General features: G+C 71.5%; 19 protein-coding genes. 12 read left to right on the top strand and 7 right to left on the bottom strand.

Features of this window, described 5'->3' with window-relative positions; all coding sequences use genetic code 11:
* Positions 1-55 precede the first annotated feature (55 nt).
* From D7V77_RS18420 to D7V77_RS18410, 3 genes are all read left to right on the top strand, one after another.
* Positions 56-1,483, top strand: coding sequence for a site-2 protease family protein (locus D7V77_RS18420; protein WP_120577594.1), 1,428 nt, complete (start codon positions 56-58; stop codon positions 1,481-1,483).
* Between the two features lie 114 nt (positions 1,484-1,597).
* Positions 1,598-2,170, top strand: a complete 573-nt coding sequence (locus D7V77_RS18415) for an RNA polymerase sigma factor (RefSeq protein ID WP_167548695.1) — start codon at positions 1,598-1,600, stop codon at positions 2,168-2,170.
* Positions 2,167-2,949, top strand: coding sequence for an NrsF family protein (locus D7V77_RS18410; protein WP_120577593.1), 783 nt, complete (start codon positions 2,167-2,169; stop codon positions 2,947-2,949). The genes D7V77_RS18415 and D7V77_RS18410 overlap by 4 nt, the downstream gene beginning before the upstream one ends.
* Before the next feature lie 15 nt (positions 2,950-2,964).
* Here the strand turns inward: D7V77_RS18410 and D7V77_RS18405 are convergent, their stop codons facing one another.
* A complete protein-coding gene (locus D7V77_RS18405) occupies positions 2,965-3,405 on the bottom strand; it encodes a peroxiredoxin (RefSeq protein WP_120577592.1) in 441 nt (146 codons plus the stop codon).
* A 219-nt stretch (positions 3,406-3,624) separates the two neighbouring features.
* On the opposite strand from D7V77_RS18405, the gene D7V77_RS18400 reads away from it, so the two are divergent.
* Positions 3,625-5,694, top strand: coding sequence for a chloride channel protein (locus tag D7V77_RS18400; protein WP_120577606.1), 2,070 nt, complete (start codon positions 3,625-3,627; stop codon positions 5,692-5,694).
* A 114-nt stretch (positions 5,695-5,808) separates the two neighbouring features.
* Here the strand turns inward: D7V77_RS18400 and D7V77_RS18395 are convergent, their stop codons facing one another.
* Entirely contained in the window at positions 5,809-6,372 is a 564-nt protein-coding gene (locus D7V77_RS18395; protein ID WP_120577591.1) for a hypothetical protein, read from the bottom strand.
* Between the two features lie 219 nt (positions 6,373-6,591).
* Between D7V77_RS18395 and D7V77_RS18390 the strand changes: the two genes are divergently transcribed.
* Positions 6,592-10,155 (top strand): hypothetical protein, encoded by a 3,564-nt coding sequence (locus D7V77_RS18390; RefSeq protein WP_120577590.1) that lies wholly within the window; start codon positions 6,592-6,594, stop codon positions 10,153-10,155.
* A gap of 172 nt (positions 10,156-10,327) precedes the next feature.
* On the opposite strand, the gene D7V77_RS18385 is transcribed toward D7V77_RS18390, so the two are convergent.
* From D7V77_RS18385 to D7V77_RS18375, 3 genes are all read right to left on the bottom strand, one after another.
* Entirely contained in the window at positions 10,328-11,395 is a 1,068-nt protein-coding gene (locus D7V77_RS18385) for a glycosyltransferase (protein ID WP_120577589.1), read from the bottom strand.
* 215 nt (positions 11,396-11,610) lie between these two features.
* Positions 11,611-12,171 (bottom strand): peroxiredoxin, encoded by a 561-nt coding sequence (locus D7V77_RS18380; RefSeq protein WP_120577588.1) that lies wholly within the window; start codon positions 12,169-12,171, stop codon positions 11,611-11,613.
* Between the two features lie 64 nt (positions 12,172-12,235).
* Positions 12,236-13,516 carry an amidohydrolase family protein gene (locus D7V77_RS18375; RefSeq protein WP_120577605.1) on the bottom strand — a complete coding sequence of 427 codons (1,281 nt, stop codon included), beginning with the start codon at positions 13,514-13,516 and terminating at the stop codon, positions 12,236-12,238.
* A 298-nt stretch (positions 13,517-13,814) separates the two neighbouring features.
* Here D7V77_RS18375 and D7V77_RS18370 point away from each other — a divergent pair, with 298 nt between their 5' ends.
* From D7V77_RS18370 to D7V77_RS18360, 3 genes are read left to right on the top strand one after another with little or no spacing between them, the layout of a single operon-like run.
* Entirely contained in the window at positions 13,815-16,016 is a 2,202-nt protein-coding gene (locus tag D7V77_RS18370; RefSeq protein ID WP_120577587.1) for a serine/threonine-protein kinase, read from the top strand.
* A gap of 10 nt (positions 16,017-16,026) precedes the next feature.
* A complete protein-coding gene (locus D7V77_RS18365) occupies positions 16,027-17,043 on the top strand; it encodes a PHB depolymerase family esterase (protein ID WP_120577586.1) in 1,017 nt (338 codons plus the stop codon).
* Complete coding sequence (locus D7V77_RS18360; protein WP_233597085.1) at positions 16,973-17,818, top strand: carbohydrate deacetylase; 846 nt, start codon at positions 16,973-16,975, stop codon at positions 17,816-17,818. Before D7V77_RS18365 ends, D7V77_RS18360 begins: the two co-directional genes overlap by 71 nt.
* Here the strand turns inward: D7V77_RS18360 and D7V77_RS18355 are convergent.
* Positions 17,805-19,709, bottom strand: a complete 1,905-nt coding sequence (locus D7V77_RS18355; RefSeq protein WP_120577585.1) for an ATP-binding protein — start codon at positions 19,707-19,709, stop codon at positions 17,805-17,807. The two genes, D7V77_RS18360 and D7V77_RS18355, sit on opposite strands and share 14 nt — an antisense overlap.
* A 201-nt stretch (positions 19,710-19,910) precedes the next feature.
* On the opposite strand from D7V77_RS18355, the gene queF reads away from it, so the two are divergent.
* A complete protein-coding gene (queF, locus tag D7V77_RS18350) occupies positions 19,911-20,276 on the top strand; it encodes a preQ(1) synthase (protein WP_120577584.1) in 366 nt (121 codons plus the stop codon).
* Positions 20,277-20,286: 10 nt separating this feature from the next.
* Here the strand turns inward: queF and D7V77_RS18345 are convergent, their stop codons facing one another.
* Positions 20,287-21,390 (bottom strand): serine/threonine-protein kinase, encoded by a 1,104-nt coding sequence (locus D7V77_RS18345; RefSeq protein ID WP_120577583.1) that lies wholly within the window; start codon positions 21,388-21,390, stop codon positions 20,287-20,289.
* 145 nt (positions 21,391-21,535) lie between these two features.
* On the opposite strand from D7V77_RS18345, the gene D7V77_RS18340 reads away from it, so the two are divergent.
* From D7V77_RS18340 to D7V77_RS18330, 3 genes are all read left to right on the top strand, one after another.
* The gene (locus D7V77_RS18340; RefSeq protein WP_120577582.1) at positions 21,536-21,907 is read left to right on the top strand and encodes a hypothetical protein; all 372 of its coding nucleotides are present in this window, start codon (positions 21,536-21,538) and stop codon (positions 21,905-21,907) included.
* 59 nt (positions 21,908-21,966) lie between these two features.
* Positions 21,967-22,839: a DUF3396 domain-containing protein gene (locus D7V77_RS18335; protein WP_233597084.1), complete on the top strand. Its 873-nt coding sequence runs from the start codon at positions 21,967-21,969 to the stop codon at positions 22,837-22,839.
* 85 nt (positions 22,840-22,924) lie between these two features.
* Positions 22,925-23,512 carry a hypothetical protein gene (locus D7V77_RS18330; RefSeq protein ID WP_120577581.1) on the top strand — a complete coding sequence of 196 codons (588 nt, stop codon included), beginning with the start codon at positions 22,925-22,927 and terminating at the stop codon, positions 23,510-23,512.
* Positions 23,513-23,659: the final 147 nt, after the last annotated feature.

Below are 23,659 nucleotides of genomic sequence, written 5' to 3'. Positions count from 1 at the left end.
CGGGCCATGAGAACGGCCCTGCGCGAGTGGGGCCCAACGATTAAGGTCCCCCTCCATGTTCCGTTTTCGGCTCGGGAGCGTCCCCGTCCACGTCCACACGAGTCACCTGCTCTTCTCCGCGGTGTTCGCCTACCAGTCCCTGCCCCTGCCGGGCCGGCACTCGGGTGCCGGGTGGCTGGGGGACCAGCTGGCCGACGCCGCGTCGCCCGGGCACATGGGCGCGGTGGTGACCTACGTGCTGGCGTGGATGTTCATCGTCTTCGTGTCCGTGCTCGTCCATGAGCTGGGGCACGCAGTGGCCTTCCGCTTCTTCGGATACCAGCCGAGCGTGGACCTGGTGTTCATGGGCGGCGTGACGCGTCCCAACACGGACGCGCCCCTGCCCTGGCACAAGGACGTGGTGAGCAGCTTCGCGGGTCCGCTGGCGGGGCTGGCGCTGGGCGTCCTGTGCTGGGCAGTGCTGATGCAGGTGCGGGGCCGCTCGGAGGTGGCGGACTTCTTCCTGAGCAACTTCTTCTTCGCCAACATGGTGTGGGCGGTGCTGAACCTGCTGCCGGTGCCTCCCTTGGATGGCGGGCACATCAGCACGGCGCTGGCGACGCGGATGTTCGGGCGGCGGGGCTTCATCGTGTCGCACGTGCTGGCGCTGGGCCTGTGCGTGGGCCTGGTGCTGCTGAGCATCAAGAGCGGGGCCCTGTTCATGGGCGTCCTCTTCGCCATGTTCGGCTTCCAGGCGTTCCGCGTGCTGACGGACGTGATGCGCGTGCGCAACGAGGCGAAGGAGGAGGAGGGCCCCAACGCCCAGGCCCTGCGCGAGGCGCAGCAGGCGCTGCGCGAGGACCGGCTGGACGACGCGTGGCGGCAGGGCAACCGGGTGCTGGAGACGGAGGGGCTGTCCCCGGGGCTCACCAGCCGGACCCATTACCTGCTGGGCTGGGTGGCGCTGAAGCAGGGCCACGGGCGGCCCGCGCTGGACCACTTCTCCCAGGTGCAGGGCCAGCCGGTGGAGATGCACGCGGTGGCGGCGGCGTTCTCCCTGGTGGGGGATGACGCCCGGGCGGTGGGCTACTGGAAGCAGGCGTGGGGCGAGTCGCAGGATCGCACCGTGATGCACGAGTACGCGGGCGCGCTCATCCGCCTGGGCCAGGTGAACGAGGCGCTGCGGTTGCCCGGCGTGGACCCGGCGGCCGCGTTCCGGTGCGCGGAGCGGGCGCTGTTCATCCGGGGCGCCTATTCGGAGGCCGCGGCGGTGGGCGAGGCGGCGCTGAAGCACGTGCCGGACCCGGGCATCGCGTACGACGCGGCCTGCGCCTTCGCGCGCGCGGGCAACGTGGCGGACGCGGTGCGGCTGCTCCAGCGGGCGGAAGGCCTGGGCTTCAAGGACGCGGCCTACGCCTCCTCCGACGAGGACCTGGCGCACCTGCACGGCCACCCCGCCTTCGAGGAGTGGCTGGCCCGGCTGCGGCCGGCCGCCTCGTCCTGACGGGGGCGACTTTCTCCCGCTCGGCGCCTTCCGGGCCCTAAAGTCCGCGCCCGTCCCGTGAGCCCTCCGTCCCCTCCCGTGAAACCTGGTGCCGAGCCCGTGCGTACCGGAGACATGCCGGCATCTCCGGGAGCTTCCGGCGACTCGGACGAGGTGTTGATGGAGCGGTTCTGCCAGGGGGACGCGCAGGCGTTCGACGCGCTCTTCCAGCGCTACGCGCGCCCCGTCCAGGGCTACCTGGCGCGCCTCACCGGCAGCCCCGCCACCGCCGAGGACCTGGCCCAGCTCACCTTCCTGTCCCTGGTGCGCGCGCGGGGCCGCTATCAGGCCGGGGCCCGCGTCCGGCCCTGGCTGTACGCCATCGCCACCAACGCCGCGCGCGACCATGCGCGCCGCCACCGCCGCCCGGAGGACCTCACGCCGGAGGGCGAGCTGCCCCTCACCGCGGTGGCGGACACGCCGGAGCCTCGCGACGCGGGTCTGGAGCGCGCGGTGCAACGCGCCCTGGCGCAGCTTCCCGAAGGCCAGCGGCTGCCCATCCTCATGCACCGCTTCGAGGGCATGGGCTTCGCTGAAATCGCCGAGGCCCTGGGCCTCACCGAGAGCGCGGTGAAGGTCCGCGCCCACCGGGGCTACGCGCGCCTGCGCGAGCTGCTCGCCCCTCTTCAGCAGGAGACTTCACGATGACGCCCGAGTGCGAACGCGTCCTCGACCAACTGGACGGCCCGTTGCCTCCGGACCTGGCGTCGCACGCGGCCGGGTGCGCGGACTGCCGAGCCCTGCTGGAGGGCTTCCAGGTGCTGGCGCCCCCCGCCTCCTCTCCGCCCCCTGTCCTTATTAATGATGCGAGGCTCGAACAGACGCGGCGTCAGTCGCTGACGGAGCTGGCGGCGCACCCCAAGCCCACGCCGTGGTGGAAGGAGGTGGCGGTGCTGCTCGCCGCCTATCTGGGCGTGGGCGCGGTGGGGCTGCTCTGGGTGGGCCGGCACGGGATGATGCTCAACTCCGCGTCGCCGCTGGCGGTGGCGCTCGTGGCGCTGCTCATCGTCGTGGGCGTGGGCGGCGGCGCGATGGTGGCCCTGGCTCCGAGGCAGCGCGCCTGGCCCTTCACGCTCGTGGCCGTGGGCGCGCTCGTCGTGGCGCTGGCGCAGCTGAGCGGACGCTCGGGCGTCCAGGTGCGGCCGTTCCTCGCGGGCACCCTGGGGTGCATGGGCGCGGAGGTGGTGCTGTCCGTGGTGCCGCTGGCCCTGGCGCTCGTCCTGCTGTGCCGCTCCGCCTTCCAGCCCGTGCGGGCGCTGGCGGCGGGCCTGTCCTCCGCGGGTGTGAGTCTGCTGATACTTCACGTGCACTGCCCGGACGGCAGCGCGGGCCACCTGATGCTGGGCCACGTGCTGCCGTGGTTCGTGCTGGCGGGCGTGGCGGTGTTCATCCGCTCGCGCCTGCCGTCCCGCTCGTTCGCGCCTTGAGAGGAGCTTGGAGTCCTACTGGAGCCGCGACAGCGCTTCCTGGGGGAAGGCTCGCGCGTCCACCTTGGCGTGCCACTCCTTGATGCGGCCGTCCGGCCCGATGACGACGCCCACCCGGCGCGCGTTGGGGGCCGAGGCGTCATCCGCGGCCCCGTAGGCCAGCCCCACCTTGCGATCCACGTCGCACAGGAGCGGGAAGTTGAAGCCGAACTTCTGGGCGAAGGCCTGGTTCTCCTCCGGCGTGTCGAAGCTGATGCCCAGGATGGCGGTGCCCTTCGCCTCGTACTGGGTCTTGTGATCGCGGAAGGAGCAGCCCTCCGCGGTGCATCCCGGGGTGTCCGCCTTCGGGTAGAACCAGAGCACCACGTTCTTGCCCCGGTAGTCCGACAGCCGGTGCGTCTTCCCCGTCGAGTCCTGCACGGTGAACTCCGGGGCCACGTCTCCCTGCTTGAGCATGTGCGATGCCTCCTTCATGGGGTGGAAACCGGGGGCGTCGTAACACGCTCCGGGGGCAGGGAGCCGGGCACCGCTCGGGCGATGTGTGGAGTGGAGTGCAGGCGGACGGCGCCGGAACACGGGCGTCATCAAGAGGCTTGAAACCCACCGGCCTCCTCCGTTTAGTAGGTGCACCAAATGAACACCTCCGACGAACCTCCGCCTGCCGAAATGCAGCGGATGGCCGCGCTCACTCTCTGGGCGCGACAGAACCTCTCACGCCTCATCTATTTCCTGCTGGGCGCGTCCAACCGCATCCGCCTGCCGACCCCCTCGGTGTTGCCCATCGCGGGCGCGGTGGTCGGGCTCTACAGCGGACTGGCCGCGGGCATCTTCTCCAACCTCATTGGCGTGATGAGCGGCATCACGTTCAGCGCCGCGGAGCTGACGGCGACGCTGAAGCCGCAGCGGCTGCGCACGTTGATGGAGTCGCTCTCCTCCGCGCGCTGGCACCTGGAGTACGCGCTGGTGGGCGTACCGCTGGCGCTGGGCGCGCTCTTGCTGGCGCGGGTGATTGACCCCGGCGGTCCGCGCGATGAAGTGAAGCGCCGCCTGCGCCTGCTCGCGCTGCTGACGCTGGGCGCGCTGTCGCTCTACTACCCGCTGGTGGGCCTGGCGGCCGTGAACGCCGTGTTCGGCCACGCGCACAACCTGCCCGCGGCGCTGCCACACCTGCCGTGGTGGCTGATGCTGCTCGCGCCCACGGTGGGCGGCCTGGCGGTGGGGCGGCTCTTGCGCGACCGGCCGGAGACGCACGGCCACGGCCTTCCGGAGGTGGTGCGCGCGGTGAAGAGCGGCGCCAACGTGGTGCCGGCGGACCGCGGGCTGCTCAAGCTCATCGCGTCCGCCATCACCATTGGCAGCGGCGGCTCCGCGGGCCGCGAGGGCCCCATCGTCTACGGAGGCGCGGCGTTCGCGTCCAGCGTGGGGCGCGTGCTGGGCTTCAGCCGCAGGGAGCTGTCCATCCTGCTGGCGTGCGGCGCGGGCGCGGGCATCTCCGCGTCCTTCAACGCCCCCATCGCGGGCGCGGTGTTCGCGATGGAGATCATCCTGCGCGAGTTCGAGCTGCGGGTGTTCTCCCCCATCATCCTGGCGAGCGTGGCGGGCACGCTGGTGAGCCGCGGCGTGCTGGACGAGGCGCCCATGATCAACCGGGTGAACTACGAGCTGGTCAGCGGCTCGGAGGTCTTCGCCTACGCGGCGCTGGGCATCGGATGCGGGCTGCTCGCGTTCGCGTTCGTGAAGCTGCTGCACGGCGTGGAGCACTTCTTCCAAGGCCGCATGGGCGGGAAGCTGTCTCCGTGGCTGGGGAAGAAGCCGCTGCCGGTGCGCGCCGCGCTGGGCGGCCTGTGCACGGGCGTGCTCGTGTTCCTGAGCCCCACGGTGTGGGGCAGCGGGCACGACTACATCAACCTGGCGGCGGCGGGTCAGCTGCCCTTCCTCTTCCTGGTGACGGCGTGCGTGCTGAAGCTCGTGGCCACGTCGCTCACCATCGGCTCGGGAGGCTCCGGCGGTACGTTCTTCCCCGCGGCCCTCATCGGCGCCATGGCGGGCGGCGCGTTCGGCACGCTGGTGCACTACTTCTTCCCGCACGCCACCGGGCCCAGCGGCGCGTACGCCATCGTGGGCATGGGCGGCGCGGTGGCGGCGCTCACGCGCGGCCCGCTCACCGGCATGATGATGCTGTACGAGCTGAGCGGCAGCCACGAAATCATCCTGCCGCTGATGGTGACGTGCACCATCGCGTCCGCGGTGTGCCACTTCCTCACGGAGCGCACGGCGCCCAAGGTGCAGAGCGACGAGGACCTGCTGGCGGCCACGCACGTGCGGGCCCTGATGACGGAGGTGCCGGCGGTGACCGCGGGCACGCCGCTGCGCGCGCTGACGGACCAGCTGCTCACGTCCGAGGCCGGCACGCTGCCGGTGCTGGACACCGAGGGAAACCTCTACGGCACGGTGCAGGTGGAGCAGCTGCGCGAGGTGTGGCGCGACGAGTCCATGTACCCGCTGCTCGTGGCCAGTGACCTGGCGCGCAAGCTGCCCGCGCTGGCGCCGGACTCGGACCTGGCGCATGCGCTCCAGGTGATGGACCAGGAGGACGTGGACGCGTTGCCGGTGGCGCCCGTGCTGGGACTGGCCCCGTGCGGGCTCCTCACCCGCGCCGCCGTCCGGCGCTTCCTCTTCGCGCAGCACGCGCGCGAGCACTCGACGGGGAACTACCCCGTCACCCCCTCCGAGGCGGCGCACTGAGCATCGGAGACCGGCGGGCCGGCCGGCTCCGGGGATTGCCGCCAGGGCAGACACCCACGACGGGAGCGCATCCCACTCCCGCCGTGCGAGCGCCCTCCAACGTGTCGCGGACGGCTAATCAATCCCCAATGTCAGCTCAAGCTCGCACGTCACGGGGTCGATGCCAGACGACGGCGGAGAGTAGGTGCACACCACGCCCTGGTTCCCCTTGGGATAGGTGACGACAGACGCCGAACAGACGCCGCCCGAGTAGGTGACGAAGACCGAGAAGACGCACGCCTTGGCCGCGCCCCACGGGTCCGCCGGGTTCGTCGTATAGGAGAAGCCCTGACTCCAGTTCATCGCGGGCGGAACCTCCGTCTGGGCAAAGCCCTCGCCCCCGATTGTCGCGGGCTGTTGCACGAGGACGTGTCCGCTCAGGGCAGTCCCGTTCTTATAGAGAGTCGAGCCGGTGCCGTTGACGATGTGGAAGGTCTCGGTGACGTACACGAGCCTCTTCGAACCGGACAGGTCACGCGACGGAACCGGGAGGGGCTGCCCCTGGCTGGCCACGAACTCCTGGGCCATCCGCTGCGAGTCGAAGTCCCCCGGCTCCTCGGCGGAAGCGGACACAGTGGCCAGCAACGAGGCGCCCACCAGGGCAGAAACGGCCAGGTACTTCACTCCGTGGCGCGGCATGTGAGGCTCTCCATTGTCTGGGGTAGGCCCTCCCAGGCCATGGTCTGGCTTTCCGGCGAGGGCGAACGACGGGCTAACATGCCATTCATTGGAATGGCAATCCTAAACCCTCAAAACCCCCAATTCGATTCTTGAAGGAGTTGTCTGACCAAGGAGGAGGAAGGCCGCGACCCGGGCGGGTCTGTCAGGAAACCAGGGGAGCAGGCATCCTTGGGCGCCATGTCCGAACCCGCCCTGTCCACCCTGCGCGCAGAGCTGTCCTCCACCTTCCATGATGCCCGGGTGCGCCACATGGTGGCCCTGGGGCGCAAGGCCCGGACAGACCCGGAGGCGCAGGCGCTGCTGGACGCGCTGGCTCGGGGGGATGCCTTCGAGCGGCGGCTGGCCCTGGCGGCCCAGTTCACGCGCCGCGACGGCGAGGCGGTGCTGAAGGCCACGTCGGACGAGTCCTTCCGCGTGCGCGCGCTGGCGTTCGAGCTGGTGTCACTGGCCTGTGACGATGCCCAGGCGCTGGAGGCACTGCGCATGGCGCACGGGATGCGCCGCGAGCAGGCCGTCATCCACCAACTGCGCAAGCGCAAGCGGCACGCCGTCATCGACGCGTTCCTGGACGGGCTGGCGGAGCGGGGCGAGCACGTCACCTTCGCGGACACGGTGCCGCTGGCGTCCGAGGCGGCCCTGCGCCGGCATGTGGCGCGGGCCCTGGAGCGGCCCAGCTACCGGTTCTGGGCGCGGCTGGCGCGGCATGCGCCGTCCGTGCTGGGACAGGTGCTGCTGGAGCGGCTGAATGCAGTATCGGGCGAGCCCGACCCCGTCACCCGGCAGCACCTGGGGTGGGGCATGGCGTGGCTGGCGGAGCGGACGCCCGACGTGGCGGAGACGCTGCTGGCGCTGCTGCTGGAGCGGGGCATCCCGCCGGACGAGCACGCCGTGCGGACGCTGGTGAAGCATCGCCCCGTGCGCATGGTGGCGCTCCTGCGCAAGCGTTCCCCTGCGTTCCTCCCGCACCTGCTGTTCGCGAAGTCCCTGGCGTCGCTGGACGCCGAGTCCCTGACCTGGATTGTCCAGCGCGACCCGACGCTGCTGGGCCGCGCGGAGGACGTGCTGAAGGAGCTGCCGGAGCCGCTGCACGCGACGCTCACCGAGGCCTGGGCCGCGTCCGTGGAGCGGGCCCCCGCGTGGGGCACGCCGCTCATCGCGCGCATCGTGGACCCGGCCCTGCGCGAGGGCGTCTACGCGCGCTGGACCGTGGGCGCTCGCACCCGGGATGGCGTCATCGCGCCGGAGTACGTGCGGCACCTGCCGGTGGCGCTGCGTGAGCGGGAGGCGCGTCGTCACCTGGACGAGGTGGTGGCGCTGGGCACGCGCGCCGAGGCGCGGTTCTCCTATGCGCGCTTCCTGCCCTGGGATGAAGCGCTGGGCGCGCTCCGGGGCACGCTGGGGCACCCGGACGCGGCGATGCGCGGAGTGGCGCTGAGCGCGCTGCTGGCGCTGCCCGGCCTGCGCCCGGACGAGCCCGCGTGGGTCGCCCCCGCGCTGGCGATGGTGCTGGCCCGGAAGAACGAACAGGACCCGGTGCGCGGGGTGATGCTCCAGGCGCTGGTCGAGTGGCCCCGCCGGATGTGGCGCGCCGAGCACACCGAGGCCCTGGGGCGGATGCTGCGCGACGCGCTGGACGCCGCGGACCTGTCGATGGGGACGGCGCAGTCGGCGGAGCGGCTGCTGGTGCGGGCCTTCAGCGCGGACCCGGCGTGGGCCGCGCAGTGGCTGGGCACCTTCCTCAAGGAGCGCGGGCGCATCCTGGACGGAGGCCTGGGTCACCGGTTGACGGACGACGAGGTGCGCCGGGCCGCGCCGTACCTGCTCGCGCTGGCGAAGAGCTGGGCGGAGCGCGAGCGCGGAGGTCCCCTGCTCCAGCTCGCGGCGAGCCTGGGCAAGCGCGCGACGCTGGTGCCCGGCCTGTCGGACTGGCTCGTCTCCGTGCGCGACACGGGGCCCGACAACCGGCTGGCGCTGGCGCTGACCGCGTGGCTGTCGCGGGAAGACCGGCCGCGCTTCGAGTCGACCCTCGCGGCCACACTGCGGCGCTGGCGGGACCGGGGCTGGGACGACGAGGTGGTGGCGCTGGCGGGGGCGGAGAAGCCAGGGCTTCCGCTGCATCGGGAGCTGGTGGAGGAACTGGAGCGGGTGGCGCTGCGACTGGGCAAGCCGTCCGGGAACGCGCTGTGGGTGCTGCGCTACCGGGCGGTGAAGGACTTCGACCGGATGCTGCCCGCGCTGCTCAAGCGGGACGAGAGCGCCATCGCTATCCCCGTGGTGCGCGAGTTCCTGCACCGGAGGCGGCAGGACCTGCTGGGGCCGTACCTGAACGCGCCGGTCATCACCGGCCAGTTCGCCACGGGGGCGACGCATTGGATCTTGCCGTTCGACTCGGGGTTCTTCCGGTGGACGGTGGAGCAGAACCGGGCGTATTCGCGCGCGCTCGAGAGGCTGTGCGCGGACATGGAGCGGGACACGCCTTCGGTGCTGGCGGCGGTGACGCGGATGGCGGCGCTGGACTGGGCGCCCATGGACGCGCTCCTGGCGCTGGCGAACGACAAGCGGCCCGCGGTGCAGGAGCGGGCCCTGCGGGTGATGGCGCGGTGCGACCAGGGCCAGGGCGTGCCTACGCTGCTGGGGGCGCTGGAGGACTCGCGCGCGCGCATCGCCATCTACGGCCTGCGCCGTGCGTTCAACGGCATGCCCGTCACGCGGGTGCTGTCGCTGCTGGCGGAGGTGCCGCTGACCAAGGTCACGGTGGCCAAGGAGGTGGTGCGCCTGTTGGGCGAGCTGCGCTCGGACGCGGGCTACGAGCGGCTGCTGGAGCTGGACGCGAAGCCGCTGCACCGCGACGTGCGCATCGCGCTCCTGCGCGCGCTGTGGGACCACCTGGACCGCGAGCCCACGTGGGTGGTGTTCGAGCGCGCCGTCACCGGCGAGGACGCCATCATGGCGTCGCGCGTGGGGGACATCCCGGCGGACCGGCTGACGGAGGCGCTGGATGCGCGGCTGTCCGGGCTGCTCGCGAAGGTGCTGGCGCGGCCGGAGCCGGATGCGCGCATCGACCTGCTGCGCCGCGCGGCCTGGCTGTCCGTGAAGGACCGGGAGCGCGTGTTCCTCTCTGCTTGTGGCGCGCGGCTGGCTTCGCCCTATGACGACGAGGTGCGCGCGGCGATGGGCGCGCTGGTGTACCGGGCCGACGAGCGCGATGTGACGCTGTTCGAGCGGATGCTGGAGGCGGTGGTGCGGGACCGGCGCGCGCTGAGCGTGGCGATGGATGCCCTGCTCCAGCCCCGCGACCGGATGCGGCCTGTGCCTCTGCAGGCTGTGTATGGACTGGTGACGGGAGGGCCGCTCACGAAGGACCCGTGCCTGGCAACGCTTCGCGTGCGCTGCGCGGCGGTAGCCCTGGGCCCTCCGGCGTTCGCGATCCACCTGGACGCGATGGGCCAGGAGGGCTGGCTCCACGCGGACGCGCTGATGGCGGCCCAGGTGGCGGTGTCGAACCTGCCGGTGGAGACGATGGACGACGTCGGCCGGCGCCTGGCTCGGAGCTCCAGTCCGGAGGCGCGGCGGCTGGCCCTGCACTGCCTGGTGCGCGACGCGGGGGATGGGCGCGGATGGACGGAGGAGCGGCTGGAGAAACTCACCGCGTTCCAGCGCGATGCAGCACCGCTCGTGGCCGGCGCCGCGCAGTTCGTGTTCCCGCCCCGGGAGATGGTCGAGGCCTCGGAAGAGAAGTAGGCCCCCGGGCGCGGTGTTCCAAGACCTGTCCGACTGTCGGACAGGCTTCCGCGGCCTCGCGGGTGCGGGGGCCCTCGGGTCGCGGTGCTCCAGAACTTGTCCGACTGTCGGACAGGTTTGTGCGCTGCGCCGCCGGCAGGGCGGCACGTCCGTCTTCCGGGGCCCATGAGGCTCAGTTCAGCGAGCGGACCGGGGCCATCCACGCGGCTCCTCGCTCCGCCTCGCTCGCGTATTGCTCCAGTTGCAGCGCCCGGTGGGCCACGGTGTGTTCGGCCAGGACCCTGGCCCGGGCTCGCATGCCCAGCTGGCGCCGATCCGCTTCCGGCATCGCGAGCAGGTAGCGCAGCACGTCCTGCTCCGTGCGGGCGACCATCACCTCCTCGCCCAGCGAGAAGACGTCCTCCAGCCCTGGCCACGGGTCGCAGATGAGCGCCGCTCCACAGGCCGCGGCCTCGAACAGGTTCGTTCCTGGCGTGTGCTCGGCCTGGGAGAGGATCAGCGTGAAGCGCTGCGCACCGATGAAACCCGCGTGCTCCTGGAGGGACGGGGCCGCGTGCCTCACCACGTTGGCGGGCCAGGCGTCATCCACCGCCGACAGCGTGCCCGCGAGGACGAAGCGCCCTTCGGACCAACCGCGCGCGGCGCCCAGCAGCCATTGCTTCAAGAGCCCCCGCCGCTCTGGCGACGACGGCCCCGCGTACCCCAGGTCCCAGCGCGTCCGTCCGCTTCCGGGCGCGAAGTGCTCCGCGTCCACTCCCGGCAGGAACACGCGCGCGCGGGCCACGCCCCACTCGCGCTCCAGCTGACGCGGTACCGGGCCCCCACTGGAGCAGAGATAGAGCCGGTAGCCCGTGAAGAGGTCCGGCGTCATGCAGGCGGGGTCCTCTCGCAGGGCGTGCCGCGCCAGCGTCCGGGGCGTGTCCCGGTCCCAGAAGACGGTGAGCCCCCGCGCCGTGTTCGCGGTCCAGCGGCTCACGTCCGCGACCTGCGGCACGTCCGCGTCCACCAGCACCAGGTCCGCACGGCGCACCTGCGAATGGAAGCGCGCGTGGAGGTCCGCCAGGTCCACGTACGGCGCGACGGCGGAGTCCTCCTCCCCGCTTGCACCGGGCGCCGTGCGCTCCAGGAAGAGGACCGCGTGTCCGCGACGCCGGAGCGCCTGCGCGAGCTGCCTCGGGGCCGTGGCCGCCTGTGCCTCGGCGGTGGCCCGGCACACGGGTCCCAGGAAGACGATGTCCATCCACTCGGGCCTCCTCACGCCCCCAGCCCGGCGGACGGAGGACGCCCCGCGCGCGGCATGCCCCAGGGCTATCGCTCCGCGCCTGGGGCGAACAAGCCAGCAGGCCTCGTGCCGCGTGAACTCCTCAACGGCACGGCCGGCGTCCGGCCCACGCGTACCAGGAGGACGTCCGCGAGTGGACCGTGCCCCTGCCCCGAAAGCCAGAGCGCCTCTGGCTACTTCGTCGCGGGCGCGGCCTGGGTGGGCGGCGTGGTTCCCGCTGGGGCCGCCGCGGGCTTCGCGGCGCCGCCCTTGCGCAGGGGACACGCGGCAATGGCGCCCGAAACGTCGATGGCGTCCTGGCCCTCGCTCACCTTGAGCACCTTGCGGTCATCGCCCACGACGAACGTGTAGCGCTTGGACACCGTCACCAGCGGCATCTTCACGTCGTACGCGCCCACCACCTTGCCGTCCGGATCCGGGATGAACAGGAAGGGCGCCTTCAGCTCCGTCTTGAAGCGCGTCAACGTCTCCGCGTCGTCCGTGGAGAAGGCCAGCACCTGGCCCTGCGCCTGCTCGATGTCCTTGTAGCGGTCGCGGTACGCGGTCAGCTCCTTCGTGCAGCCGCCGGTGAACGCCCTGGGGAAGAAGGCCACGATGACGGGCCCCTTCTTCACCATCTCCGACAGCGTGTGCGTCGCCCCCGCGGTGTCCTTCACCGTGAAGTCCGGGGCGGTTTCACCCACCTGGGGAATCGCTGCGCTGAGCCATCCGACGACGAGCAGGGAGTTGAGCATGCCCGGGACTTAACGGGCCCCGGACACCGCGACAAGTCCCCGAGCCCCCGGGCGCCCCCAGGCTCTACGACGAGGACATGCGGGCCCACACGGCGGCGGCGGCCTCGCGCGACTGCTCGGCCACCACCGTGGGGTTCACCGACAGCGGCCTGCGCGCCCACACGCGCCACACGCCGTCCACCATCACCGCCTCCACGTGGCGGCTGCCCAGTCCGTGCACCACGTGCCACGCCAGCGTCTCCGCGGTCAGCGGCGTGGGCGACAGGTAGTCCAGCACCAGCAGGTCCGCGAGCGCGCCCTCGCGCATGGGGCCGATGGCCGCCTCGAACACCTGCGACGCCAGCCGGTGGCCGTTGGCCAGGTAGCGCAGCACGTCGATGGGCTGCCCCGCCTCACGCGAGCGCAGGTACGCCGCCTGCGCCTCCGCGAACAGGTCCGGAGACGTGCCGTCCGTCCCCAGCGACGCGCGCGCCCCGAACTTCAGCGCGGGTGCGTAGCCCACCTCCTGGCCCTGGTTGGAGCGCGGCGTGTGCAGGAACCACGTCCCCGTGGCCAGCACCTGCGCCAGGTCCGCCCACGCCAGGTGGCCCACGTGCGCCGCCATGGCGCGGGGCGACAGCAGGTTGCTGGTGAGCAGCCGCGTCACCGGCGGGTTGCCGTGACGCTCGGTGGACAGCCGCTCGTCCAGCGGATCCTCCGCGAGCGGGAAGTGCAGCCCGGTGCCGGTGGTGTTGAGCGCCTCGCCCAGGCCCTGGAGCGCGTCGTCGCCCAGCGTGAAGCAGGGGCCCGCGCCCACCTGCCCGCGGAAGCGGCCCCGGGCCTTGCGCGCGAAGCTGACCGTCTCTTCCAGCCCCTCTTCGCGGCCCACCGCGCCCATGCGGTCCGTCACCGCGTAGGACAGCACGCCGCGCACGCCCACCTCATGGAGGCCGCGCGCCGAACGCAGCAGCGAGCCCGTCACCGCCTTGGGCGAGGCGTGCAAATCAAACAGGGTGGTGGTGCCGCACTGGATGGACTCCAGGCCACCCGCCGTGGCGGCCACCTGCACCGCGTCCAGGTCCAGCGCGTTCTCGAAGGGCCAGCGCACCTGCTCCAGCAGGGCCTGGTAGGACGTGGGCGTCGGACGGTTGAGGCCGCGCGACAGCACCGTCGCCAGCCGGTGGTGGGCGTTGACGAGCCCCGGGAAGACGAGCTTGCCGGACAGCGCGACCACCTCGTCGTCGGGGCCGGGCGCGAGGTCCTCGCCTCGCGCCACGATGCGCTCACCCTCGATGCGCAGGTCCACCCGCTCTACGGACGCAGGTTCCAGCTCGACGACAAAACCACCCTTGAGGACGGTGCCCAACATCCCTCCCTGCATCCGCGACGGTACGCGAGGTTCGTGAAGGCGGCCCCCTCCCCTTAGGGGTCACGCTTGAAGCGGGGGACGTTAGCACTCCCGGCCGGTCCTCCGTCATCGGCTCCACACATCCCTGCACCCACACCCGTCGTCCCGGCCGGTCCAATACGGTGGGCATGTCCGGGCTGGCCGGGGCCAGGCAGGCAGGCAGCGCGTCATGGCGTTGGGCGCCGGGGGCTCGGGCCCGTAGACTGCCGATATCTTGGTGTCGGAACCCGGCGTTTCATGGGCAGGCCGCTACCGCTTGAGCGCGCGCATCGCGACAGGCGGCATGGCGGAGGTGTATCTGGCGCGCGCCATCAGCCTGGAGGGCCAGCGCGGCCCGGCCGTGGCGGTGAAGCGGCTGATGCCGCACCTGGTCGCGGACCGGCGCATCGTGCAGATGTTCCTCAACGAGGCGCGCATCACCGCGCAGGTCCGCCACCCCAACGTGGTGTCCATCCTGGAGCTGGGCATGGAGGGCGGGGAGCCCTTCATCGCCATGGAGCTGTTGGAGGGGCGCTCGTTCGCGGAGGTGCGGCAGGAGGCCGCCGAGCGAGGCCAGCGCGTTCCGTTGGGCATCACCCTGCGCGTGCTGGTGGATGCGTGCCGGGGGCTGGACGCCGCGCACCGCGCCGTGGACGAGGCGGGCCGGCCGCTGCGCATCGTCCACCGCGACTTCACGCCGGACAACATCCACGTCGGGGCGAACGGCGCGGTGAAGGTCATCGACTTCGGCATCGCGAAGGCGGACGCGCTGGGGGCGGGGACGGAGCCCGGGACGCTGAAGGGGAAGTTCTTCTACATGTCGCCGGAGATGATCGCCGGCCGCAGCGTGGACCACCGCGCGGACCTGTTCGCCGCGGGGGTGATGCTCTACGAGCAGCTGTGCGGCCGGCGGCCCTTCACCGGCATGTCCACCGACGAGGTGCTCACGCGCATCTCCGAAGGAAGGCCGAAGCCGCCCACCACGTTCGACCCGTCCGTGCCGCAGGCGCTGGAGGCCGTGTGCCTCAAGGCGCTCGCGAAGGACCCGGAGGCGCGCTTCGACAGCCTGCAGACGTTCATCGCCGCCATCGAGATGCTGGGCGGGCACGCGGAGGTCGCCGCGCCGGCGCAGGTGGCCGCGTACCTGGACACGTTGTTTCCGCCGGACCGGGACCCCAAGCGGCTGGCGCTGCGCAACGCGAGGCTCGCGGATCCATCCAATTCAGGCGCGGATGGAACCCCCGGCATGGACGTGCTCCCACCGTTCGGCGTGCAGGGCATCCCGTCCTGGCCCGTGCCTCCGCCGGTCTCCGCTCCGACGGCCTCGCGTCCCCTTCCGCCCCTGGGCACCCACACCGTGTCGATTCGCGGTTCGACCCGGCCCGTGACGGCGGAGATCCCCGTCGCGACCTCGGGCTACCCGGCGGAGGGCGCCACGCACGGAGTGGCCTCTGGCGAACTCCAGGCCCCGGCGTCCGGTAGCAAGGGGCGCGGCGAAGCTCCGGCGGGCGCTCGCGCTCCGGCTTCGCGTGGCGCTCCCCGGTCGCGCAAGGCCCTGGCCATCGTCGGGGGCGTGCTCGTGCTGGGCGGACTGGGCGCGGGGGCCACGTGGTACCTGCGGCGCCCGGACATGCCGCCCCCCGCGCGGATCGCCGCCGCCGAAGCCGCGACCACGGCGGAGGCGAAGGTGTCCGCGCTGGACGGGCTGGGCAAGGACGTGCGCGCCACGGCCGAGGAGCTGGCTCGCGCGGGCACGCTGCTGCTCAACGCGGGCGCCCACCCGCAGGCCCTGGCGCTGGCGGAGGCCTATACCACTCGCTTCCCGAAGGAGGCGGAGGCGCACCTGCTCGCCGCGCGCGCCGCCACCGAGCTGCGCATGGGCAAGCGCGCGGAACGTGCCATCGACGAGGCCACCGCCCTGGCCCCCAAGGACGTCCGCGCACCGCTGGCCCTGGCCGACCTGCGGGCCCTCCAGGGTGATGTGCCGGGGGCGTTGACCGCGCTCGCGAAGGCGTACGCGCAGGCGCCGGGCTCCGCGAAGGTCGCTCCCCGCTACGGCCAGCTCCTGTCGCAAGGAGGCCGGCTGGACGAGGCCGCCACCGTGCTGTCCGCCTGGACGCGCCAGCACGACGACGCCGCGTCCCTTGCGGAGCTGGGCTTCGTGCGCTTCCGCCAGGAGAAGCTGGACGACGCCGTCGCACTGCTCAAGCGCGCGCAGCGCAAGGCCCCCACGCTCGCGGTGGCCCATTCCTACCTGGGGGCCGTCCTCTTCCGGCAGGGCGACCTGCGCGGCGCCGAGCGCGAATACCGGGAGGCCGAGCGTCTGGCCCCGGACGATCCCCGCGCCCTCACCGCGCGTTGCCAACTGCACGTCCACGAAGGCGACACCGCCCGGGTGGCCGAGGTGAAACGTACGCTGGCGGAAAAGTTCCCGGACCGGGCGCAGGCGCTCGCGGCGGAGTGCGGCACGGGGAACTAGCTTCCTCCCCATGCGCCTTCGCCTCCTCGCCCTCGCCGCGTCCAGCCTGCTGCTGACCGCCACGGCGTGCGGCTCCACGGACGACTCCGACACTCCGCCCGACGACGAAACGGAGAATCCGGACACCTCGGCAGGGGACGTGCCCCCCGCGGACCGCACGGCCTGCTCGGGCCTCACCGTGACGCCCGGCACCTACGACTGGACGGTCGAGCACGGCGGCCACACCCGCGCCTTCCGCGTCCACGTCCCCACTGGCTACGACGCCACGAAGCCCACGCCCGTCGTCCTCAGCTTCCACGGCTTCGGCTCCACCGAGCAGGAGCAGGAGGCGCTGACCGGGTTCTCCACCCTGGCCGACGCGGAGGGCTTCATCGCCGTATACCCGCGCGGCCTCAACTTCCCGGAGATCTACGGCCGGGGCGAACCCGACACGCGGGGCTGGAACGGCGAGGCGTGCTGTGGCCCGGCGCAGCTTGCCAACGTGGACGACGTGGGCTTCGTGGACGCGCTGCTCGCGGACCTGGACACCCGCGTGTGCACCGACCCGCGCCGCGTCTTCGCCAACGGCTTCTCCAACGGGGGTTTCTTCTCCTACCGGCTGGCCTGTGAGCGCGCCCAGCGCATCGCCGCCATCGCGCCCGTGTCGGGCATGGAGGGCGTGACGGACTGTCGCCCGTCGCGTCCCGTCCCCGTGCTCCACTTCCACGGCAGCGCCGACGAGACCATCTTCTACGACGGAGGCAGCAACGTCCTCGGCGGCAAGCCCTACCCGTCCGCCCCGGAGTCCGTGCGCCGCTTCGCGGAGTTCAACGGCTGTACCGGGCCCCAGCAGCAGACGTATCAGCAGGGCAACAGCACCTGCGTGGCGTATACGGGCTGCAAGCCGGAGAGCGCCACCGCGAGCCTGTGCACCGTCACCGGCGGCAAGCATGCATGGCCCGGACAGCCCCTCTACAATGGCGGCACGCCGGACCTGGACGCGTCCCTGCAGATGTGGCGCTTCTTCCTGGCACGGCCCCGCCCCTGAAGGAGGCCAGGCCACGCCGCCCCGCGCACTCATCATCAACGCCGATGACCTGGGCTACGACCCGGGCATCACCCGGGGCATCCTCCAGGCACTGCGCGAGGGCGTCGTCTCCTCCGCCACCCTGCTGGTGAACGCGCCGGACTCCGAGTCCGCCGCGAGGCAGGCCCGGGGACTCGCCATCGGGTTGCACCTGAACCTGGACCGGGGCGCGCCCGTGACCCCGGGCTTCCCGCGTGAGTGGTGCACCGTGGATGGAGGCCTCGACGGCAGCCGCGTGGATGGGCTTCCCGTGGACGTGGTGGAGGCGGAGGCTCTCGCGCAACTGGAGCGGCTTGAACGGCTGCTGGGGCAGGCCGCCACGCACCTGGACGTGCACAAGCACCTGCACCGGCATCCTCAAGTCCTGGAGGGACTGTCACGCGTCGCGAGGCGCGCGGGCCTCCCGGTGCGCTCCATCGACGCGGACATGCGCGGTGCGCTGCGGGCCCGGGGCGTGGCCACGAACGACCACTTCGTGGGCGAGTCCGGTGCGACGGCGTACTGGACCCCGGAGCGCTTCGCCCAGGCCCTGGCGGCGCTGCCCACCGAAGGCGTCACGGAGTGGATGTGTCACCCGGGCCACCTGCCCGAACTCGTCGCCACCCGCTACGCCGCGCAGCGCGAGGTGGAGCGGACCACCTTCGTGGACGTCCGTTCGCGTGAGGCGCTGGAACAGGCGGGAGTGCGCCCCACGGACTACCGCGTCCTCCACGAGGACCGACTCACGCGGGCGTGACGAGCGGAAGCTCCGACTCCACCGGCGTCAGCGTCCGGCGCTTCTCGCGCGTCAGCACGGTGCGCACGCCCGCGAGCAGCTCCTCCGGACGGTACGGCCGGGGACACAGCGCGGCGTTCTCCTGCGCCCACCACGGCCGCGCATCCCCCGCCAGCAGGATGGGCACCGGCCGCGCGCGGGGCAGCGTGGCGAAGGTCTCCAGGAAGCTGCCCACCGGGGACTGCGTGGCGCTCGTGGACAGGACGATGAGGTCCACCGGCAGGTGCGTCGCCTTGCGCAGGGCCTCCGCGCCGCTCTGCACGGTGAAGACCTCGAAGCCCTCCGCCCGCAGGGTGCGCTCCGCCGTGGCCTCCTGGCTCGAGTCCTCGTCCAGCACCAGCACGCGCCGGGGCAGCCTGCGCACCTCGTGCGCGGGCATGCGCGGCAGGTCCAGCAGGAACGTGGAGCCCTCGCCCTCGCGACTGCGGAGCGCCAGCGCGCCGCCGTGCATCTTCACGATGGAGTGGCTGATGAACAGGCCCAGGCCCAGCCCGCCGAAGTTGCGGTGCGACACGTTGCGCGCCCGGTAGAAGCGCTGGAACACCAGCGCCTGATCCGCGCCCGGAATCCCGATGCCGTGGTCCTGCACCTGGATGCGCGCGGACTCGCCCGTGCGCCCCACCCGCACCGCGATGGGCGCTCCCGCCGGACTGTACTTGTGCGCGTTCTCCAGCAGGTTCACCAGCACCTGCTCCAACCTGTCTCTATCGCCCAAAACCCAGACGCCGTCGTGCGGCACGTCCACCGTGAAGGGGCGCTCGAAGGCGTGGCGGAAGTGGTCCACCACCTCCGCCACCAGCTGCCCAACTTCCAGCGGAGACGAGTCCAGCGCCAGCCGGCCCAGCTCCAGGCGGCTTGCGTCCAGCAGGTCCTCCACCAGCCCCGCGAGCCGGTCCACCTGCCGCTTGGACTTGAGCACGCTCGAGAGCGCCACCGGCTGCCCCGCGGCGATGCGGCGCTCCATGGAGTACAGGCCCAGCTTCAGCGGCGTGAGCGGCGTCTTCAGCTCGTGCGACGCGATGGACATGAACTCCTCGCGCACGCGCAGGGCGGACTGGGCTTCGCGCAACAGACGCGCGTTCTCCACCGCCACCGCCAGCTGGCTGGCCGCCGCGCTCCACATCTCCAGCTCACGCACGGAGAAGGACGCGCCCTGTTCCTTGTAGATGAGCAGCAGCCCCACCGTGCGGCGCGGCGCGCACAAAGGCACCGCCGCGAACACGGAGCCCACCGCGTCGCCGTAGCCTCGCTGGATGCCCAGCTGCGGCTGGCGCAGGGCCAGGGCCTGACGGTAGGGGTCCTCGGACGGGTCGAACGCGTCCTGGGGCGCGTCCAGGCCCTCCAGGTCCGACACCGCCATGCGCTTGAGCGTCGCGTCGTCCTCCTCGTAGAGGAACACCTCCGCGCGCCGCACCTGGGCGCACCGCACCAGCGACACCACGGCGGCCGAGCAGACGCGGTCGACCTCCAGCGACTCACCCACTGCGCGGGCAATCTCCCGCACGGCCTGTGAAAACGCGCCCTCGTCGTCCACGCCGGACGGCTCCATCACCAACCACGCCCCGGCCGTGCCGTTCGTGTGGGTGGGCTTCACCTGCACACGCACCTGCCGGAGCGTGCGGGTGATGACATGGCCGGAGTGGGCCCGGTGCTCGCGGATGGCGCGCTCCAGGGCGTCCAGGCTGCGGCCGGGCTCCAGGGCCTCCAGCAGGGTGCCGCCCGGGGAGAGCGTCACGCCCGTCTTGGCCGCGAAGCCCTCCTCGCACCATTGGACGCGCAAGTCAGGACCCACGCGCAGGAGCGCTTGGGGCAGGCACGAGAGGACATCCTCGACGTCATTGGGTGGCAGCATGAGGGGCGGGACGCGCTCGCTACAGGGGTCGCCGGAGGGAGATAGGAATCCCCGAGCATGATCGCCAACCGCCCCCGGACGTTCTCCTGTCCTGGAGGGTCGCGGCACGTTGGAACCCGAACAGAGCCGGTGCCGGGCAGCCAGGGAGGCGACGTTGTGCGGGGCGGTGACACGCGCCGAACGTGTGCTACACGACAGCGCATGTCCTCCAAGCCGTCCAAAGAAATCCAGACCTTCCCCAACCCCGCCGCCGATCGCGACTACGAGATCGCCTTCGACGTGCCGGAGTTCACCTGCCTGTGCCCGCTGACGGGCCAGCCGGACTTCGCGCGCTTCACCATCAAGTACGTGCCGGATCAGCTGTGCGTGGAGCTCAAGAGCCTGAAGCTCTACATGTGGTCCTACCGCAACGAGGGCGCCTTCCACGAGAAGGTGACCAACACCATCGCGGACGACATCATCAAGGCCATCCAGCCGCGCAAGCTCACGGTGGTGGGTGACTTCTTCGTGCGCGGCGGCATCGGGACCATCGTCACCGTCACGCACGACAAGAAGCAGCAGGCCTGAGCGGGGCCTCTCAGCGGGTGAGCTGCTCCAGGAGCGGCGCCCACTGGGACTGGGACAGGTAGAGGCCGGTGCCCGCCGCCGCGATGCCGGCGGTGAGCGCGGCCAGCACCCACTTGAGCTTGCTCGGCGCGCGCCTGGGCTTCTTCGTGGCGAAGACGTCCAGCACGCCCAGCTCCTGCTGGGTGAGGTGGGCCAGGGCCTCCGTCTCCGTGAGCTTCTCGCGGTAGCGCAGGAAGGCCACGAGCAGCGCGGGGTGGGACACGCGCACCTCGTGGGCGAGGAACAGGTCCAGCTCGCGGCGCATGGCCGCGGCGTCCGGGAAGCGGGCCTCCGGCTTCACCGACAGCGCGCGCTTCACGATGCGCGCGAGCGGCGGCGGCACGTTCGGAGCCACCTTCTGGAGCGGCGTGAACTTGCCGTCGCGGATGCGGGCGAACACTTCTCCAGCCGTCTTGCCCACGAAGGGGCGGGTGCCGGAGAGGGCCTCATAGAGGAGCACGCCCAGGGAGAAGATGTCGGTCCTCGCGTCGATGGGCGCGCCGGTGACCTGCTCCGGGGACATGTACGACGGCGTGCCCACGGCCATGCCCTGCTGGGTGAGGGCTTCGAGGCTGACGTCCTTGGCGATGCCGAAGTCCATGAGCTTCACCTCACCGGACTTGGTGAGCATGACGTTCGCGGGCTTGAGGTCGCGGTGGATGATGCGGCGGAAGTGGGCGTGGTCGAGCGCGCTGGCGATGCGCGCGCCGATGACGGCGGCGACGTCCGGGGGCAGCGGGCCGTCCTTGATGAGGCCGTGGAGGGTGGGCCCGTCCACGTACTCCATGACCATGAAGAGGCTGTCGTTCTTGTCCACCAGGTCATAGAGCGTGACGATGTTCTGGTGGCGGAAGGCGGCGAGCGCCAGCGCCTCGCGGCGGAAGCGCGACAGGGCCTCCTGGTCGCGCTGGCCTTCAGGGAGCAGCTCCTTGATGGCGACCTCGCGCTGAAGCAGCTCGTGCAGGCCGCGATACACCAGCGCCATGCCGCCGCGGCCCAGCTCGCCGAGTACGCGGCAGGCGCCAATCTTGCGGTGACGGATCCTCTCACTCTTCTCTGCGGCGGCGACGGTCACGGGTCGCAGGGTATCGATTCACGTCTCATGCGTCGATGGGCCCTCCCTGGCGAGGTGGATTCGCACAGGTGTGGTGGAAAGGCGCGGTGTCGCTGTCTCACGCCAGGGGGCCTACCTGTGGCGCGGGGACTGGCAGGATGGAGACATGGGACTGGGACGCCGGACGGATTGGCTGTGGGTGTTCGTGGCGGTGGGGCTGGGCGGTTGCGCGGGGCCACGTCCGCGCACGTATGCGCAGCAGGGCATGGACTCGGTGTCGAACACCTGCCGGACCCAGCCGGCGCTGTGCACCGGGCCGGAGTCGGTGATGCCCGTCCCACGCGCGGCGCAGGTGGCCACGCTGATGGCGGGGGCGAAGCTGGCCCTGGACGCGGAGGCGAAACAGGCAGTGGAGTCCGTGCTGAAGAAATGCGCGGAGGATGCACGGTCGGAGGTGATGCTCCGGTACCCGAACGCCTTCAATCTAGCCCCTGGCCAGGTCCTTCGTGTCATTCCCAGATGGGGAGTCCTCGAATGACAAGCATCCCTCGCGTTCGGATCTACATCAAGAGTGCCTTCGAGCCGGACTTCCTCGCCGTGAACGACGGCCTCCAATTGTGTCTCTTCATGCCGCACGCGCACAACGCCTTGAAGCCTCGGATACAGCGGGCGCTCGACCTCTATCGGGAGGCCATTGGGAAGGATGCCCTGGGCTACTATGGAGATCTCGACGGACAATGGCAGACGCTCGACACGAAGAGTTGGCAGCTCATCCAGCACTGGCTTCACGCTGGGGATGGCTCCCGTCTTCACCTGATAGGCGCCGCCACCACCTCCGACGCTTACTCGGAAAGCCACCGATACAATTTCCACTACGTGGGGTACGCGCTCGACCGCCCCGAAGACCTCTACTGGCCGAACGCTGTCAGCGCACTGCGACTGACCTTTCCCACGGAGTTCCTGGAAGCCCAGGGGCCCGAGCGCTTCCGAGCACTGGCGATTGAGATTGCCGGTGTCCTGCCCTTCGGCTCAGGACAGGCGGGCCTTACATTCAACGGCGAACCTCTGGCATCTGTCGTCCGCGAAGAGGTGAAGGCCTTGAGCTTCCGCCATCCAGCCATGGATGTGCCCAGCCTGGACGACGTGGCCCGGGACCTGGGCACCCGCGTGCGCGCCCCGGCCTGGATGAACTTCCTGGGTCCACCGGTCCTCCATGAACTGGGTGGAGTGGAAGGCCTGCGCTCCCGGCTGCACTCGCCGGACACCACCGTGCAGGCACTGGGTCCAGACCGGGCTGTCGTCACGCTGGGCCCGTGGCCAGAAGCCGGCGACACCGAGCAGGGCCAGACTTTGCCCGCCTACCGGGAGCTCGCGCGCGTGCTCGAACCCTGGCTGTACGAGGGGCCTGGGCCAGAAGATCCCCACTTCTTCACCATGACGCGCCGCTGGCAGCGCCGCTTCCTCGACTGAGCGCCCCGCCTCCCGTTCCCCTCCGCCCTGCACCTCCCCACGGGCGTTCCCATGGTTCTTCCATTCAACGTGCTGGGAGGACGCCATGACGGAACAGGACGCATACATCCAGAAGATGGAAGCCGAGCAGCGCGAGGCGACCGCTCGCTTCCGTGAAATCGAAGCCCAGGCGGACCTGGCCGACAGTGAGGACACCCTTGATGTCCTCACCGGCGCCCGCGCCTTCAACGACGACGTCAACCGCGAGATCCAGGCGCTCCGCCGCGCGGACCAGCGCGACTGGGACCGCGTCAAGGCCGGCGCGGAGAAGGCCCACAGCCGCTTCCGTGAGCACCTGGACCACGCCAGCACCCGGTGGGCAGAGCTCCGCGAAGGCTACAGCCGCCAGCGCGAAGCCGAGCTGAAGGAGCTGGGCGCGCAGATGGACGGATGGGTCGCCGCCCACAAGCGCAGCCGGGCCGAGGACTCGCTCCTCACCCGCGAGGAGCTCGACTTCATCACGCGCGGACTGAAGAACTCCGGCGAGCTGCTCAAGAACCTGCGCAACGCGCGCGGGCATGTCTGGAAGACGGCCCGCGATCAGTACGAGGCCAACTGGCGTGAGCTCCAGGAGCGCTCCCGCCGCATCCGCGCCGACGGCGCCCTGGATGAATCCGGCGCCTCGCCCCCCTGAAACCCCATCTTCACCAACGCCACGCGGTTGTCACACGGCTACGCTAGGACTCGCCCCCACCTTGAGGGGCACGGCCCGGAAGGACCGTGCCCCTTAAGGTGGGGGCGAGTCCTAGCGTAGCCGTGTGACAACCGCGTGGCGTTGGTG

Source organism: Corallococcus sp. CA041A (assembly GCF_003612075.1).
Classification (GTDB): domain Bacteria; phylum Myxococcota; class Myxococcia; order Myxococcales; family Myxococcaceae; genus Corallococcus; species Corallococcus exiguus.
Note: the sequence above shows the minus strand (reverse complement) of the source record. Positions and strands in the feature narration are given on the sequence as shown.